The 13,805-nt window shown below is 44.9% G+C and carries 15 protein-coding genes and 1 riboswitch; of the genes, 11 read left to right on the top strand and 4 right to left on the bottom strand.

Annotation, left to right across the window (positions count from 1 at the left end; all coding sequences use genetic code 11):
* Positions 1-12 precede the first annotated feature (12 nt).
* Entirely contained in the window at positions 13-1,686 is a 1,674-nt protein-coding gene (locus tag MOB98_RS14815; RefSeq protein ID WP_268360694.1) for a DEAD/DEAH box helicase, read from the bottom strand.
* A 168-nt stretch (positions 1,687-1,854) separates the two neighbouring features.
* Positions 1,855-1,956, top strand: a riboswitch (glycine riboswitch).
* A 172-nt stretch (positions 1,957-2,128) separates the two neighbouring features.
* Between MOB98_RS14815 and gcvT the strand changes: the two genes are divergently transcribed.
* The 3 genes from gcvT to gcvPB are packed head-to-tail and all read left to right on the top strand — an operon-like array spanning position 2,129 to position 6,052.
* Positions 2,129-3,217 (top strand): glycine cleavage system aminomethyltransferase GcvT, encoded by a 1,089-nt coding sequence (gene gcvT / locus MOB98_RS14810; protein ID WP_268360692.1) that lies wholly within the window; start codon positions 2,129-2,131, stop codon positions 3,215-3,217.
* A gap of 29 nt (positions 3,218-3,246) precedes the next feature.
* Positions 3,247-4,593: an aminomethyl-transferring glycine dehydrogenase subunit GcvPA gene (gene gcvPA, locus MOB98_RS14805; RefSeq protein ID WP_268360690.1), complete on the top strand. Its 1,347-nt coding sequence runs from the start codon at positions 3,247-3,249 to the stop codon at positions 4,591-4,593.
* Positions 4,586-6,052 carry an aminomethyl-transferring glycine dehydrogenase subunit GcvPB gene (gcvPB, locus tag MOB98_RS14800; RefSeq protein WP_268360688.1) on the top strand — a complete coding sequence of 489 codons (1,467 nt, stop codon included), beginning with the start codon at positions 4,586-4,588 and terminating at the stop codon, positions 6,050-6,052. Before gcvPA ends, gcvPB begins: the two co-directional genes overlap by 8 nt.
* Positions 6,053-6,086: 34 nt before the next feature.
* Here gcvPB and MOB98_RS14795 read toward each other — a convergent pair whose 3' ends face one another.
* On the bottom strand, positions 6,087-6,467 hold the full coding sequence (locus tag MOB98_RS14795) for a rhodanese-like domain-containing protein (protein ID WP_268367154.1): 381 nt from the start codon (positions 6,465-6,467) through the stop codon (positions 6,087-6,089).
* A 190-nt stretch (positions 6,468-6,657) separates the two neighbouring features.
* Here MOB98_RS14795 and lipM point away from each other — a divergent pair, with 190 nt between their 5' ends.
* The 3 genes from lipM (at position 6,658) to MOB98_RS14780 (ending at position 9,024) form a co-directional block, all read left to right on the top strand.
* Positions 6,658-7,494, top strand: a complete 837-nt coding sequence (gene lipM, locus MOB98_RS14790; protein WP_268360686.1) for an octanoyltransferase LipM — start codon at positions 6,658-6,660, stop codon at positions 7,492-7,494.
* A gap of 99 nt (positions 7,495-7,593) precedes the next feature.
* Positions 7,594-8,022 (top strand): transcriptional regulator MntR, encoded by a 429-nt coding sequence (mntR, locus tag MOB98_RS14785; RefSeq protein WP_003236923.1) that lies wholly within the window; start codon positions 7,594-7,596, stop codon positions 8,020-8,022.
* Positions 8,023-8,148: 126 nt separating this feature from the next.
* Positions 8,149-9,024: a patatin-like phospholipase family protein gene (locus MOB98_RS14780; RefSeq protein WP_268360684.1), complete on the top strand. Its 876-nt coding sequence runs from the start codon at positions 8,149-8,151 to the stop codon at positions 9,022-9,024.
* Here the strand turns inward: MOB98_RS14780 and MOB98_RS14775 are convergent.
* A complete protein-coding gene (locus tag MOB98_RS14775) occupies positions 9,021-9,416 on the bottom strand; it encodes an SA1362 family protein (RefSeq protein ID WP_268360682.1) in 396 nt (131 codons plus the stop codon). The genes MOB98_RS14780 and MOB98_RS14775 overlap by 4 nt on opposite strands.
* Positions 9,417-9,456: 40 nt before the next feature.
* On the bottom strand, positions 9,457-10,413 hold the full coding sequence (locus tag MOB98_RS14770) for a DUF1385 domain-containing protein (protein ID WP_268360680.1): 957 nt from the start codon (positions 10,411-10,413) through the stop codon (positions 9,457-9,459).
* A gap of 226 nt (positions 10,414-10,639) precedes the next feature.
* On the opposite strand from MOB98_RS14770, the gene MOB98_RS14765 reads away from it, so the two are divergent.
* From MOB98_RS14765 to MOB98_RS14745, 5 genes are all read left to right on the top strand, one after another.
* Positions 10,640-11,176: a YqhR family membrane protein gene (locus tag MOB98_RS14765; RefSeq protein ID WP_268360679.1), complete on the top strand. Its 537-nt coding sequence runs from the start codon at positions 10,640-10,642 to the stop codon at positions 11,174-11,176.
* Between the two features lie 87 nt (positions 11,177-11,263).
* Positions 11,264-11,704: a type II 3-dehydroquinate dehydratase gene (aroQ, locus tag MOB98_RS14760; RefSeq protein WP_268360678.1), complete on the top strand. Its 441-nt coding sequence runs from the start codon at positions 11,264-11,266 to the stop codon at positions 11,702-11,704.
* Positions 11,705-11,706: 2 nt separating this feature from the next.
* Positions 11,707-12,768 carry an aminopeptidase PapA gene (papA, locus tag MOB98_RS14755; protein ID WP_268360676.1) on the top strand — a complete coding sequence of 354 codons (1,062 nt, stop codon included), beginning with the start codon at positions 11,707-11,709 and terminating at the stop codon, positions 12,766-12,768.
* 24 nt (positions 12,769-12,792) lie between these two features.
* Positions 12,793-13,350 carry an elongation factor P gene (gene efp / locus MOB98_RS14750; RefSeq protein WP_268367153.1) on the top strand — a complete coding sequence of 186 codons (558 nt, stop codon included), beginning with the start codon at positions 12,793-12,795 and terminating at the stop codon, positions 13,348-13,350.
* A 144-nt stretch (positions 13,351-13,494) separates the two neighbouring features.
* Positions 13,495-13,776 carry a YqhV family protein gene (locus tag MOB98_RS14745; RefSeq protein ID WP_003226379.1) on the top strand — a complete coding sequence of 94 codons (282 nt, stop codon included), beginning with the start codon at positions 13,495-13,497 and terminating at the stop codon, positions 13,774-13,776.
* Positions 13,777-13,805: the final 29 nt, after the last annotated feature.

Here is a 13,805-nt window from a genome sequence, read left to right as displayed (position 1 = left end):
CCTCCTTACAGGCTAAGACCCTCTTTTTTCAGCTGGCTGCTGTTTTTTATAAGACAAAAATGAGGTTAAGTTATCCATTTTAATCTTCATTTCTTCTTCTGTAGCTGAATGGTACAGAATATCATGCAAGTGCTCTTCAAAATTGTTCACTTGAATTTTCGTTAAAATATCATCAAGTTCGCCGACCACTTTTTCAAATAAATGAATTTTTTCGTATAGCAGCTTTAAAATATGCTCTTCCACCGTATGTTTTGTCGCCATGTTGTAAATGTGCACGTCACGCTCCTGGCCGAGCCTGTGAATTCTTCCGATTCTTTGCTCAAGGCGCATCGGATTCCATGGCAGGTCATAGTTAATCATATGATTGCAAAATTGCAGGTTGATTCCTTCACCGCCTGCTTCAGTTGCAATCAGGACTTGGACCTTTCCGCGGAAAAGATCCTTCATCCAGTCTTTTTTCCCGCGTTTGAATCCGCCTCTGAAGGGAACCGAACTGATGCCGTTCTGCTGAAGAAACCATTGCAGATAAATCTGGGTTGCCCGGTATTCTGTAAAAATGATGACCTTATCGTCTATCTTTTTGATCAGGTCAACGACTTGAAGCGCCTTAGAGTTTTGTGTCACTTGATTGATCCGGTCAATTAAAACTGAAATGGTGTGCTCATCGATGGCTGGTGCTTGTTTCTCCTTTTGATCAAGCATTTTTTTCAGCGTCATATATACCGCTTCTCTGCTCGAACAGCATTCTCTTTGCAGGGTCATAATAGAGAACATGCTGGCCGGCTTATTGATGCCTTCCTTCAGGCGGGAGATTTCATCATACAGCGCCTGCTCAGATGGAGAAAATTCAATGGGCACTGTTTCAACATGGCGCTGCTTCCAGGTCAGCCCGGTGTCATGCCGCCTGTTGCGGATCATGACTTTATTCACAAGATCTTTTAAATGCTCATGCGCTTCTAAACTTGATTTTTTCTTAGCGAACTCCTCCTGAAAGTGATTCTGACTGCCTAAATGGCCAGGCTTTAATAACGACACCAAATTGAAAATTTCTTCGATCCGGTTTTGAATTGGCGTCGCGGTTAGGAGCAGGCAATATTTTTTTACGAGATTCCGGACAAATTCATAGTTCTTCGTTTTGCTATTTTTCAGTTTGTGTGCCTCATCAATAATAACGAGATCATAGGGGATGGACAGCACAATTTCACGGTGGGGCGAGCGCTTTGCGGTGTCAATTGATGAGACGACAATATCGCATTGCTCCCACACGTAGCTTTTCTTTTGTTCAACAGCAGGGATCAAAAATTTTTCCTGAAGCTCTTTGACCCACTGTGACACAAGGGAAGCGGGCACAAGGATTAAAATTTTTTTGGCTAAACCGCGAATCATATATTCTTTTAGAATCAGTCCGGCTTCAACTGTTTTCCCGAGGCCCACCTCATCTGCTAAAATTGCTTTTCCGTTCATTTTTTCAACCACTTTTTGCGCCACCTCAAGCTGGTGAGGAAGCGGCGTAAAGGAAGGCAGGTATAAAGGGGCCCGTAAGCCTTCGAATTCAGGAATTGCTAATGTGTTCTGGATTTCTGCAGATAGCTTGAACAGCTCCCAGTTCGCCCACGGGCCATCATTTTTCAGCCTTTCAGCGAATTCTTGAGGCCATTTTGCATCGTAGATCATTTCTGCGTTCATAGCTTTGAAACCGCCTTTCTTATTCTTCGATTCTTAAAATGAACAATATAAGAAAAATCTGCCCAAATTGCTGTTGCCCAGCATATAGTGATGATGGTAGGATATGAATATGTATTTGATGTAAGATATTGCTATAGTATGTCCATAACAGCATGAAAATATGAGCGAATGACAGCAAGGGGAGAGACCTGACCGAGAACCTCGGGATACAGGCGCCGAAGGAGCAAACTGCGGAGTGAATCTCTCAGGCAAAAGAACTCTTGCTCGACGCAACTCTGGAGAGTGTTTGCGCGGTTGCGCAAGCCACCAAAGGGGACGTCTTTGCGTATGCAAAGTAAACTTTCAGGTGCCAGGACAGAGAACCTTCATTTTACATGAGGCGTTTCTCTGTCCTTTTTTGTATGTTTTTTTAGCCGCGCCGTTGAAAAAAGGGAGGAATTTGATGCTGAAAAGAACGCCGTTATTTGAACTGTATAAGAAATATGGAGGAAAAACCATTGATTTTGGAGGCTGGGAGCTTCCTGTCCAATTCTCTTCTATAAAAAAGGAACACGAGGCTGTCCGAACTGCAGCTGGACTGTTTGATGTATCTCATATGGGAGAGATCGAAGTGTCAGGGAACGACAGCCTGCCTTTTTTGCAAAGGCTGATGACAAATGATATTTCCGCGTTAACGCCAGGCCGTGCGCTGTATACGGCGATGTGCTATCCGGATGGCGGAACCGTCGATGATTTGCTTGTCTATCAAAAAGGAGAGAATCGCTATCTGCTTGTCATAAATGCTTCTAATATAGACAAAGACCTGGAGTGGATGAAAGAGCATGTAACAGGTGACGTACAGATTGACAATCAGTCAGATCAAATTGCCCTCTTGGCTGTACAGGGGCCGAGAGCAGAAACGATTTTAAAAATGCTGACGTCTGCAGATTTATCTTCATTAAAGCCGTTTACATTTATCGATGAAGCAGATATCAGCGGCTGCAAATCACTTATTTCGCGCACCGGCTATACGGGAGAGGATGGGTTTGAAATTTACTGCCGTGCTCATGATGCCGTGTATTTGTGGAAACAAGTGATTGATGTGGGTGAGGAACACGGACTGGTTCCATGCGGTCTCGGCGCCCGTGATACACTCCGGTTTGAAGCGAAGCTCCCGCTTTATGGCCAGGAGCTGACTCGTGAAATCACGCCGATAGAAGCAGGTATAGGCTTTGCCGTAAAGCACAAAAAGGAGTCTGACTTTTTCGGGAAGTCTGTATTGAGTGAACAGAAAGAAAATGGAGCGAAGCGAAAGCTTATCGGTCTCGAAATGATCGAAAAAGGGATACCGCGGCACGGATATGAAGTGTTCCATAATGGCAAGTCTGTCGGAAAGGTGACAACCGGCACGCAGTCACCGACTTTAGGGAAAAATGTCGGCCTTGCTCTTGTTGCTGCGGAAGCGAGTGAAATCGGGACTGTAGTAGACGTGGAGATTCGCAAAAAATTAGTGAAAGCAAAGGTAGTCAAAACACCGTTTTATAAACGCTAATATTTTTTCTTGGGGAGAGGAGTCAACACATGAAGCACCGTTATTTGCCCGCAACAGAAAATGATAAACAGGAGATGCTTGCTGCTATCGGCGTAAACAGCATTGAGGAATTATTTGCTGATATACCGGAAAACGTCAGATATCAAAAAGAGTATCAAATCAAAAAAGCGAAATCAGAAACCGAATTAACAAGAGAATTGACGAAGCTGGCTTCTAAAAATTGTGATACTGTACAACATGCGTCTTTCCTGGGAGCGGGTGTATATGACCACTATCAGCCTGTCATTGTGGATCATGTCATTTCACGCTCTGAGTTTTATACGGCTTATACACCGTATCAGCCGGAAATTTCACAAGGGGAGCTTCAGGCCATTTTCGAATTCCAAACGATGATCTGTGAGCTGACAGGAATGGATATCGCCAACTCCTCTATGTATGATGGCGGAACAGCCTTGGCGGAAGCGGCCATGCTTGCTTCCGGACACACGAAAAAGAAAAAAATCGTTGTGTCAAAAACCGTGCATCCTGAATCGAGAGAAGTGCTGAAAACGTACGCAAAAGGTCAGTATATTGAGGTCGTTGAAGTCCCCGCTAAAGATGGCGTTACTGATATTGATGCTTTGCGCCAAACCGTTTGCGAGGACACGGCTGCAGTGATCGTTCAGTACCCTAATTTTTTTGGCCGGGTTGAGCCGTTAAAGGAGCTTGAGCCTATCGCTCATCAAGGAAAATCCATGTTTATTGTGTCAGCTAACCCTCTTGCACTAGGCCTTCTCACTCCGCCGGGCAAGTTTCATGCTGATATCGTCGTCGGTGATGCGCAGCCTTTCGGCATTCCTTCCGCATACGGCGGCCCGCACTGCGGCTTTTTTGCAGTCAACAAAAAATTAATGAGAAAAGTGCCGGGCCGTCTCGTCGGGCAAACGGAAGACGAAAACGGCAAAAGAGGCTTTGTGCTTACTTTGCAAGCCAGGGAACAGCATATCCGGAGAGATAAAGCGACATCAAATATATGCTCGAACCAGGCTTTAAATGCATTGGCAGCTTCTGTCGCCATGACAGCGCTCGGAAAAAACGGCGTAAAAGCAATCGCCCGCCAAAATCTCCTAAAAGCCAGCTATGCCAAGCAAGAAGCAAAAAAAGCCGGCCTCACCGTCATGTTTGACGGGCCGATGTTTAATGAATTTGTCATCAAACTGGATGAGCCGGTGAAAGCAGTGAACCAGCGTCTGTTGGCAAAAGGCATCATCGGCGGATATGATCTTGGGCTGACGTATTCGGAGCTGGACTGTCATATGTTGATTGCGGTAACGGAGCTGAGAACAAAAGAAGAAATTGACGCACTCATTCAGGAATTGGGGGATCGCCATGAGTAATCAGGATCAGGCACTTATTTTTGAGCTTTCCAGAGAAGGCCGTATCGGCTATAGTCTGCCGGAGCTCGATGTACCGGAAATCGAATTGGAGGAGCTATTGCCAGACACCTATATTCGTGATGAGGACGCAGAGCTGCCGGAGGTGTCAGAGCTGGATATCATGCGCCATTATACAGCGCTGTCCAAACGTAACCACGGGGTGGATTCCGGTTTTTACCCGCTCGGTTCCTGCACAATGAAATACAATCCGAAAATAAATGAAAAAATCGCGCGAATTCCCGGTTTTGCTGCGATTCATCCTCTTCAGGATGAGGACACGGTGCAGGGCGCTTTAGAGCTTTTATATGATTTAAGCGAGCACCTTGAGGAAATTACAGGAATGGATGAAGTCACGCTTCAGCCCGCTGCCGGGGCGCATGGCGAGTGGACGGGGCTGATGATGATCCGCGCGTATCATGAAGCGCGCGGGGATGTCAAACGGACGAAGGTCATCGTACCTGATTCCGCGCACGGGACGAACCCTGCTTCAGCGACCGTAGCAGGCTTTGAAACAGTAACGGTCAAATCGAATGAAAACGGGCTTGTTGATCTGGAGGATTTAAAAAGAGCAGTGGATGAAGAAACTGCGGCTCTTATGCTGACGAATCCAAACACGCTTGGCTTGTTTGAGGAACAGATCACTGAAATGGCGGAAATTGTTCACCAAGCGGGAGGAAAACTGTACTATGACGGCGCTAATTTAAATGCGGTTTTGAGCAAGGCGAGACCGGGAGATATGGGTTTTGACGTAGTGCACCTCAACCTGCATAAAACATTCACAGGGCCACATGGCGGCGGAGGCCCCGGCTCAGGACCTGTGGGTGTAAAGAAAGAGCTGATTCCTTATTTGCCAAAACCTGTTTTAATCAAAAAAGAAGGGCGCTTTACGTTTGATTATGACCGTCCTCATGCAATCGGCCGCGTGAAGCCGTATTACGGCAATTTCGGCATCAATGTCAGAGCGTATACGTATATCCGCTCCATGGGGCCTGACGGGTTAAAGGCTGTTACTGAGAACGCAGTGTTAAATGCCAACTATATGATGAGAAAGCTCGCGCCTTATTACGATCTTCCGTTTGACCGTCATTGCAAGCATGAGTTTGTATTGTCAGGGAAGCGGCAGAAAAAGCTGGGAGTGCGTACGCTTGATATTGCAAAACGGCTGCTCGATTTCGGCTATCATCCGCCTACAATTTATTTCCCGCTTAATGTTGAAGAATGCATCATGATCGAACCGACAGAGACAGAATCAAAAGAAACACTTGACGCGTTTATCGACGCTATGATTCAAATTGCGAGAGAAGCGGAGGAGACTCCGGAGCTCGTCCAGGAGGCGCCGCATACGACCATTGTAAAAAGAATGGATGAAACAAAAGCGGCGAGACACCCGGTGCTCAGATACGAGGCGGAAGAGAAATAAATAAAAACAGCTGTCTGTACAGACAGCTGTTTCTTTATTTCTTTGCTTTAATCTTTCCGCCCCACTTTTTAAAGCCGCCTTTTAGGTTGTAAATCTCAGTGCAGCCGTTTTTGCGCAGGGTTTGTGCCGCGCGTCCGCTGCGCACACTGTTTTGGCAGTACAGATAGACAGGCTTGTCCGGGCGAATTTCATTTTTTCTCTGTTTCAGCTGAGAAAGCGGGATATTGCGGGCGCCTAAAATATGTCCGCCCTCAAACTCATTCGGTTCACGAACGTCAATAAGCTGCGCTTTTCGGTAACCCGCGCGGAATTCTTCTTCCGTAAGTGTTTTCATAATTCGCTGCTGATAGATATATGAAGCAATCATATAAACGATAAACGCAGCAAAAATAATCAAAACGATCATATTAGACAATGCAATTCTACTCCTTTAGCGTATAAAATCAAAGCCTTGCCTCATAAAACAAGGCCATAGAGCCGTTTTCGACAAGTACTATTATAGTAAAGCCGGGCGTGATTGTCATCTATAATGAAACGAAAATATTTTTCATTTTCCCGGCAGTTTGATAAACTAATTCTATTAAAACGGTAAGGAAGGTCTTAAAATGGAAAAAGAAACTTGGCGGTTTATAGACTCAGGCAATGCAAGCCCTGCATTTAATATGGCGCTTGATGAAGCGCTTTTATATTGGCACAGCGAAAAGAAGATTCCCCCGGTTATCCGTTTTTACGGCTGGAATCCGGCGACTCTTTCTGTAGGGTATTTTCAAAATATTAAAAAGGAAATCAATTTTGAAGCAGTACATAAGTATAATCTCGGATTTGTAAGACGCCCGACCGGCGGGAGAGGCGTTCTGCACGATCAGGAATTGACATATAGCGTAATTGTTTCGGAAGAGCATCCCGAAATGCCGGCGACTGTTACTGAGGCATACCGGGTCATTTCAGAAGGCATACTCCAAGGCTTCAGAAATCTCGGTCTGGACGCTTACTTTGCCATCCCGAGAACCGAAAAAGAAAAAGAAAGCTTGAAAAATCCGCGGTCATCGGTTTGTTTTGACGCGCCGTCCTGGTATGAGCTGGTGGTCGAGGGACGCAAGGTGGCGGGAAGCGCACAAACACGGCAAAAAGGCGTGATTCTTCAGCACGGCTCTATACTGCTTGATTTGGATGAGGACAAGCTATTCGATCTGTTTTTGTATCCGAGTGAAAGAGTGAGAGAGCGGATGCAGCGCAATTTCAAAAATAAAGCGGTTGCCATTAATGAACTCACAGAAAAGCGGGTGACGATGGATGAGGCCCGTAAAGCCTTTAAAGAAGGATTTGAAACAGGCCTTAACATTCATTTGGAGCCGTACGAACTATCTCAAGAAGAGCTTGATTTTGTTCATCATTTGGCGGAAACAAAATACGCTTCAGATGAATGGAATTATAAGCGGTAAAAAGGGCTTTTGGCCCGCGGAGCATCCTTGTTTTTTCAAGTTCATTAGTGTAAACTTGTAATGGTTTATAAAGTTAAGGTGCTTTTTGGGAGGGTTTCGATGACAACACCAAGTATGGAAGATTATATTGAACAGATTTATATGCTGATTGAAGAAAAAGGATATGCACGGGTTTCCGATATCGCGGAAGCATTGGCAGTCCATCCCTCCTCTGTAACGAAAATGGTTCAAAAACTAGATAAAGACGAATATTTAATTTATGAAAAATATCGCGGTCTCGTGTTAACGTCTAAAGGGAAAAAAATAGGCAAACGGCTGGTATACAGACATGAATTGCTTGAGCAGTTTTTAAGAATCATTGGTGTTGATGAAGAGAAAATATATAATGATGTCGAAGGAATTGAACATCATTTAAGCTGGAACAGCATTGATCGCATCGGAGATCTTGTTCAATATTTTGAAGAAGATGATGCTCGTAAAAAAGATCTGAAATCAATCCAAAAGAAAACAGAACATCATAATCAGTAAAAAGGCGGTCTCAAAGGAGGCCGTCTTTTTTGATTCGCTGTGCTATACCTCATTCGTTGGTCTATTTTTTCGTGTGTTTTCTTAAAATGATAATAAACGATCGGTTGGAGGGGGAGGGGAATTGAGATGTATATTGACGGTGTATTTTCCGGCGGCGGAGTAAAAGGCATTGCTTTGGCAGGCGCTTATGAAGCGCTTGAGGAGAAAGGCTTCCGCTTTAAACGGCTTGCGGGTACAAGCGCGGGCGCCATTATTGCCGCTTTCATTGCCTCAGGTTACACCAGTAAGGAAATCCACGCGTTAATTAAAGAAGTGGACGGAGAGAAATTGCTGGACCAACGCTACTCATTTCTCCCCTTAAAAATGCTCCAGTGGGTGTCTATCTACTGGCGTCTTGGCTTATATAAAGGCGACACGATAGAAAAATGGATTGCTGACCTGTTAAGAGCGAAAGGCATAAGGGTTTTCGGGGACTTGCAGAAAGGGTCTCTGCGCCTTATCGCTTCTGATCTGACAAACGGCACCATGATTGTTTTGCCGGACGATCTGGTCCGTTATGGATTAAATCCTGATATGTTTCCGGTTGCCAGAGCAGTAAGAATGAGCTGCAGCATTCCGTATTTCTTTGAACCGATAAAATTAAAAACGGACATAGGCACCGCCACGGTTGTTGACGGAGGAGTGTTAAGCAATTTTCCCATCTGGCTGTTTTCAAAGGAAAGAAAACGCCCTGTAATCGGTGTAACGCTTGCGCCGCGGGAAAGGGAGCGGCCGAAAAAAAATATCCGCAACGCTTTCGAACTGTTTGGCGCCCTGTTTGAAACGATGAAGGATGCGCATGACGCAAGGCATATTGCGTCACGCTATGAACAAAATATCATTTTTCTGCCGGTTGACGGCGTAATGACGACAGACTTTCATTTAACACAACAAAAAAAACTAGCCCTGATTGAGCTAGGTAAAAAACGGACAGAGCAATTTTTAACACAGTGGACCTATTAAAAAAGCGCTCTGTTTTTCTTTTTATTTTTTTTCCCTTCTATAACAGTCAGCTGAGTCTGGCTTTTTTTCTTGAGAATCATCGGCTTAGGCTTGCTGGCGCTTGGAACGCTTCGCAGGTGGCTGACACGTCCCTTATGCCCTGCGCGGTGTTTTGCTTTTTGTTCTTTCATCCGGCGCCGCGACTGTTTCGCCGCTTTTCGGAAGGCCGCTCCTTCGCTGCCCGCATTTCGATTCATTACATATTTTACAATAAAATAAATAATGATACCTGCCACGATGACGGTAACCGCCATTTTTGCCATTTGTCCGGGATTGGTTACCAGCACATAGAGGAAACCGAACGCTCCCAGCGCAATTAATACAGCAATAATAGGTTGTACACGATGATTCATAACTGTCCACCTCCGAAAGTAATAGCAGGGCAACGGATTTTTAGATGACGTTGTGAGAAGGCTTCTGCTTTTGTCCAGACATTTCTTCGAGTCTGAGAAGCTCGTTAAAGCTTTCGATGGCAACTTGAACCTGGTCATCCTTAGGCTCCTTTGTTGTTAACAGCTGAAGCCAGAGGCCCGGATACCCAAGAAATTTCAGCCCGGGAATATCACGCACTTTGTTCGTCAGCTGCAGAACTTCAAAGGATATGCCGAGTACGACCGGTATCAGTGCAACACGATCTATAACACGCAGCCATAGCGGATCTGTCGGAACAAGCATATAGACAAACATGCCGACAATGATCGTAAATAAAATAAAACTTGATCCGCAGCGATAATGAAGCCGAGATTGGTTTTGAACATTCTCCACTGTAATTGGCAAATTCTGTTCATAACAGTTTATGACTTTATGTTCGGCTCCATGATATTGAAACACTCTTTTAATGAGCGGCGTCATGGACAAAAAGTAAATATAACCGAGCAGCAAAATCAACTTAAACAGGCTTTCAACCGCGATTTGCGCTATGTCTGATGAGAAAATCGGCCTTGTCAGTTCAGCTAAGAAAACAGGAACCAATGTAAATACGAATTTACTGAACAAAAATGATAAGACGCCGATTACAGCGAGGCTGAGATACATAGACAGCCCGGAGGATTTTTTCTCTTCCTGCTCAAGTGTCTCGTCTTCAGACGGATCAAGCCCGTAACGTTCGCTTGAAAAATTCAAATGCTTGGTGCCGTTTGCGCTCGCTTCAATAATGGCCGCGATCCCCCGTAAAAACGGTATCTTTTTCACGATGTTCAGTTTCGGATTGTGTTTGCGGGGAAGCTTAAAGAAGTTAATGCTTCCATCCGTCCTTCTGATGGCCGTAACGTAATGATGCTTTCCGCCAAACATAACGCCTTCCACAACTGCCTGCCCGCCGTAAGCGGGCGGAATTTTATGTTTTGACATATTATCAACCTGCCTATTTCTTTAGGATTGCTAACCATTTCCTTTCACTCTATTGTACAGGAAACAGCGCTAAACCTCTAGATTGACAGGCTGAAAAATTGCCATAGCCTTGCTTTTTCTACATGCATTATACCCGTTATTTTCAAATTTTACTCGTAGCTTCCAAAAAGTGTGAGCTTTTTAATTGACATTTTATTTTTTGGGCACACTTTTAACAGGAGGTGCCATGATGACAAGCGAAAAAAACACAGAACAAAATAAAGAATCGAATGAGAAGCAAGGGCCGCCTGTTCCGATGGCCGGCAGGGTGGCGGCAACAGGTTTTTGCGGCGGCGTATTATGGAGTTTTATCGCTTATATTGCGTATTTGTTTCATTTTTCCGAAGTCAGCCCGAATATGATTTTGCAGCCGTTTGTGCTCGGTGAGTGGAAAAAACATGGACTTGGAACCGTAATCAGCATCATTTTGATCGGGATTATTTCAATTGGCGCAGCATTTCTTTATTTTCTTCTATTGAAACGTTTAAAAACAATGTGGCCGGGTATTTTATACGGCTTGCTGCTTTGGCTGCTCGTGTTTTTTGTTTTTAATCCGATCTTTCCTGATGTGCGCGCGGTGACCGAGCTGAAAGCAGATACAATTATTACGACCATATGCATCTATTTGCTTTACGGGCTGTTTGTCGGTTATTCCATTTCATTTGAATACAATGAGCTGAATTCGGAAAAGCTGGCACGTGCGCTTGGAACGCATAGAGAATAGTGTATTATCCTTTTCCAGTATGATAAAATGTTCACGAGAAGTGAACATTTTTTACATGAGAAACCCTCGTGAAAAGGAGAGATTCATGTGCCTCATTTTTTAATTTTGAACGGCCCAAATGTCAATCGGCTGGGTAAGCGTGAGCCGGAGGTATTCGGCCGCCGGACACTGACTGATATCGAAACAGATCTGTTTCATTTTGCTGAAGCCTTACATATCCAGCTCACTTTCTTCCAGTCTAACCACGAAGGTGATTTGATAGATGCGATACATGAGGCTGAGGAGCAATACGATGGGATTGTTCTGAACCCTGGCGCCCTGAGCCATTACAGCTATGCGGTCAGGGATGCTGTTTCTAGCATCAGCCTTCCAGTGGTTGAGGTGCATTTATCAAACTTATATGCCAGAGAAAAATTCAGGCATCAGTCGGTCATCGCTCCGGTTGCGAAAGGGCAGATTGTCGGTCTTGGATCTGAAGGCTACAAGCTTGCGCTCCGTTACTTAATTAGCCAGCAAGGGGGAGAATAAAGATGAAGCTAGAGAAATTACGAAACCTGTTTGGTCAGCTGGGGATTGACGGAATGCTGATTACAAGCAGCACAAATGTACGCTATATGACTGGGTTTACGGGTTCTGCGGGCCTGGCTGTCATATCAGGTGACAGGGCCGCGTTTATTACGGATTTTCGCTATACAGAGCAGGCGAAGGTTCAGATAAAGGGCTTTGAGATCATTGAACACGGCGGAAGCTTAATTCAGACTGTGTCCGACACGGTTGAAGCGTTCGGCATCAAACGCCTTGGCTTTGAGCAAAATAGCATGACATACGGTACATACGCATCATACAGCACGGTTATCAGCGAGGCTGAATTAGTGCCTGTCGCTGATTCTGTAGAAAAGTTGCGCTTGATTAAGTCTAGTGAAGAGATTAAGATATTAGAGGAAGCTGCGAAGATTGCAGATGATGCCTTCAAACATATCTTGACGTTTATGAAACCCGGCATTTCTGAAATCGCTGTTGCCAATGAGCTGGAGTTTTATATGAGAAGCCAAGGAGCTGACAGCTCTTCTTTTGATATGATTGTCGCCTCTGGCCTTCGGTCAAGCCTTCCGCATGGTGTGGCGAGTGGCAAACTGATTGAAAGCGGAGACCTTGTTACGCTTGATTTTGGCGCTTATTATAAAGGGTATTGTTCTGATATTACCCGTACGGTCGCTGTAGGCCAGCCCAGCGATCAATTGAAGGAGATTTATCAGGTCGTATTTGATGCTCAGGCACTCGGCGTCGCACATATTAAGCCGGGAATGACAGGAAAAGAGGCTGACGCCCTTACAAGGGATCACATTGCTGCAAAAGGCTACGGTGAGTATTTCGGCCATTCAACCGGGCACGGGCTCGGCATGGAAGTTCATGAATCGCCGGGATTGTCCGTCAGATCTTCAGCTATCCTTGAACCGGGCATGGTGGTCACAGTGGAGCCGGGCATTTACATACCAGAAACAGGCGGTGTCCGTATAGAAGATGACATCGTGATTACAGAAAACGGCAACCGGACAATCACCCATTCCCCAAAAGAACTAATTATTTTGTGATTGGAATATAGGAGGACATTAAACATGATTTCAGTTAACGATTTCCGTACAGGATTAACAATCGAAGTAGACGGCGGCATTTGGCGCGTCGTTGATTTCCAGCACGTAAAACCTGGTAAAGGCGCGGCATTTGTCCGCTCTAAACTTCGCAACCTTCGTACCGGCGCCATTCAGGAAAAAACCTTCCGTGCTGGTGAAAAAGTAGCGAAAGCGCAAATCGAAACAAAAACAATGCAATACCTATATGCAAACGGAGACCAGCACGTATTTATGGATACTTCTTCTTATGAGCAGCTTGAACTGAGTGCGGCTCAAATCGAAGAGGAATTAAAATACCTGCTTGAAAACATGTCTGTGCATATCATGATGTACCAAGATGAAACGCTCGGTATCGAACTGCCAAACACAGTTGAGCTGAAAGTTGTTGAGACTGAACCTGGTATTAAAGGCGATACAGCATCAGGCGGCACAAAACCTGCGAAAACTGAAACCGGCCTTGTTGTTAACGTGCCGTTCTTTGTGAATGAAGGCGACACACTTGTTGTCAATACAACAGACGGTTCTTACGTTTCAAGAGCATAAACAGAAATAAAGAAGTCTGTTCCCAAAAGGGAGCAGGCTTTTTTTGTGCCCAAAAACAGAATCTTTCTTTTATACGAAAATGACAAGACTACTTCTGCAAGCTAGAGCATATCATATAAAAAAATGGGAGGTTGGGAGAGTGCTATGAAATTTTTACTTGGAAATATCAATTCTACTGTTTTAACAATGGCTGGATTGCGAGTTTTATCTTCAATGATTGAGCTGACGGCAGCGATTATCATGCTTGTGACAAATGATGTCCGGAAGGCGGTTGTGGTTAACAGCATTCTCGCTATTGTCGGTCCGCTGATTTTTATCATCACCATGACTGTCGGAATCTACCAAATTGCCGGGCAGCTGTCGTATGCAAAGCTGATTCTGATTTTTACGGGTGTTGTTTTGATTTTGGCTGGTGTTCATAAATAAAGAGAGGCTTGTCATAAAGTCTGCCTCAC

This window comes from Bacillus sp. N13C7 (genome assembly GCF_026790065.1).
Lineage (GTDB): Bacteria > Bacillota > Bacilli > Bacillales > Bacillaceae > Bacillus.
This window is presented reverse-complemented; position numbering and strand designations above follow the sequence as displayed.

Bases quoted from the DNA above. Each gene is read 5' to 3' on its own strand.
- MOB98_RS14815 (WP_268360694.1), bottom strand. From the start codon at position 1,686: ATGAACGCAGAAATGATCTACGATGCAAAATGGCCTCAAGAATTCGCT.
- gcvT (WP_268360692.1), top strand. From the start codon at position 2,129: ATGCTGAAAAGAACGCCGTTATTTGAACTGTATAAGAAATATGGAGGA.
- gcvPA (WP_268360690.1), top strand. From the start codon at position 3,247: ATGAAGCACCGTTATTTGCCCGCAACAGAAAATGATAAACAGGAGATG.
- gcvPB (WP_268360688.1), top strand. From the start codon at position 4,586: ATGAGTAATCAGGATCAGGCACTTATTTTTGAGCTTTCCAGAGAAGGC.
- lipM (WP_268360686.1), top strand. From the start codon at position 6,658: ATGGAAAAAGAAACTTGGCGGTTTATAGACTCAGGCAATGCAAGCCCT.
- mntR (WP_003236923.1), top strand. From the start codon at position 7,594: ATGACAACACCAAGTATGGAAGATTATATTGAACAGATTTATATGCTG.
- MOB98_RS14780 (WP_268360684.1), top strand. From the start codon at position 8,149: ATGTATATTGACGGTGTATTTTCCGGCGGCGGAGTAAAAGGCATTGCT.
- MOB98_RS14775 (WP_268360682.1), bottom strand. From the start codon at position 9,416: ATGAATCATCGTGTACAACCTATTATTGCTGTATTAATTGCGCTGGGA.
- MOB98_RS14770 (WP_268360680.1), bottom strand. From the start codon at position 10,413: ATGTCAAAACATAAAATTCCGCCCGCTTACGGCGGGCAGGCAGTTGTG.
- MOB98_RS14765 (WP_268360679.1), top strand. From the start codon at position 10,640: ATGATGACAAGCGAAAAAAACACAGAACAAAATAAAGAATCGAATGAG.
- papA (WP_268360676.1), top strand. From the start codon at position 11,707: ATGAAGCTAGAGAAATTACGAAACCTGTTTGGTCAGCTGGGGATTGAC.
- efp (WP_268367153.1), top strand. From the start codon at position 12,793: ATGATTTCAGTTAACGATTTCCGTACAGGATTAACAATCGAAGTAGAC.
- MOB98_RS14745 (WP_003226379.1), top strand. From the start codon at position 13,495: ATGAAATTTTTACTTGGAAATATCAATTCTACTGTTTTAACAATGGCT.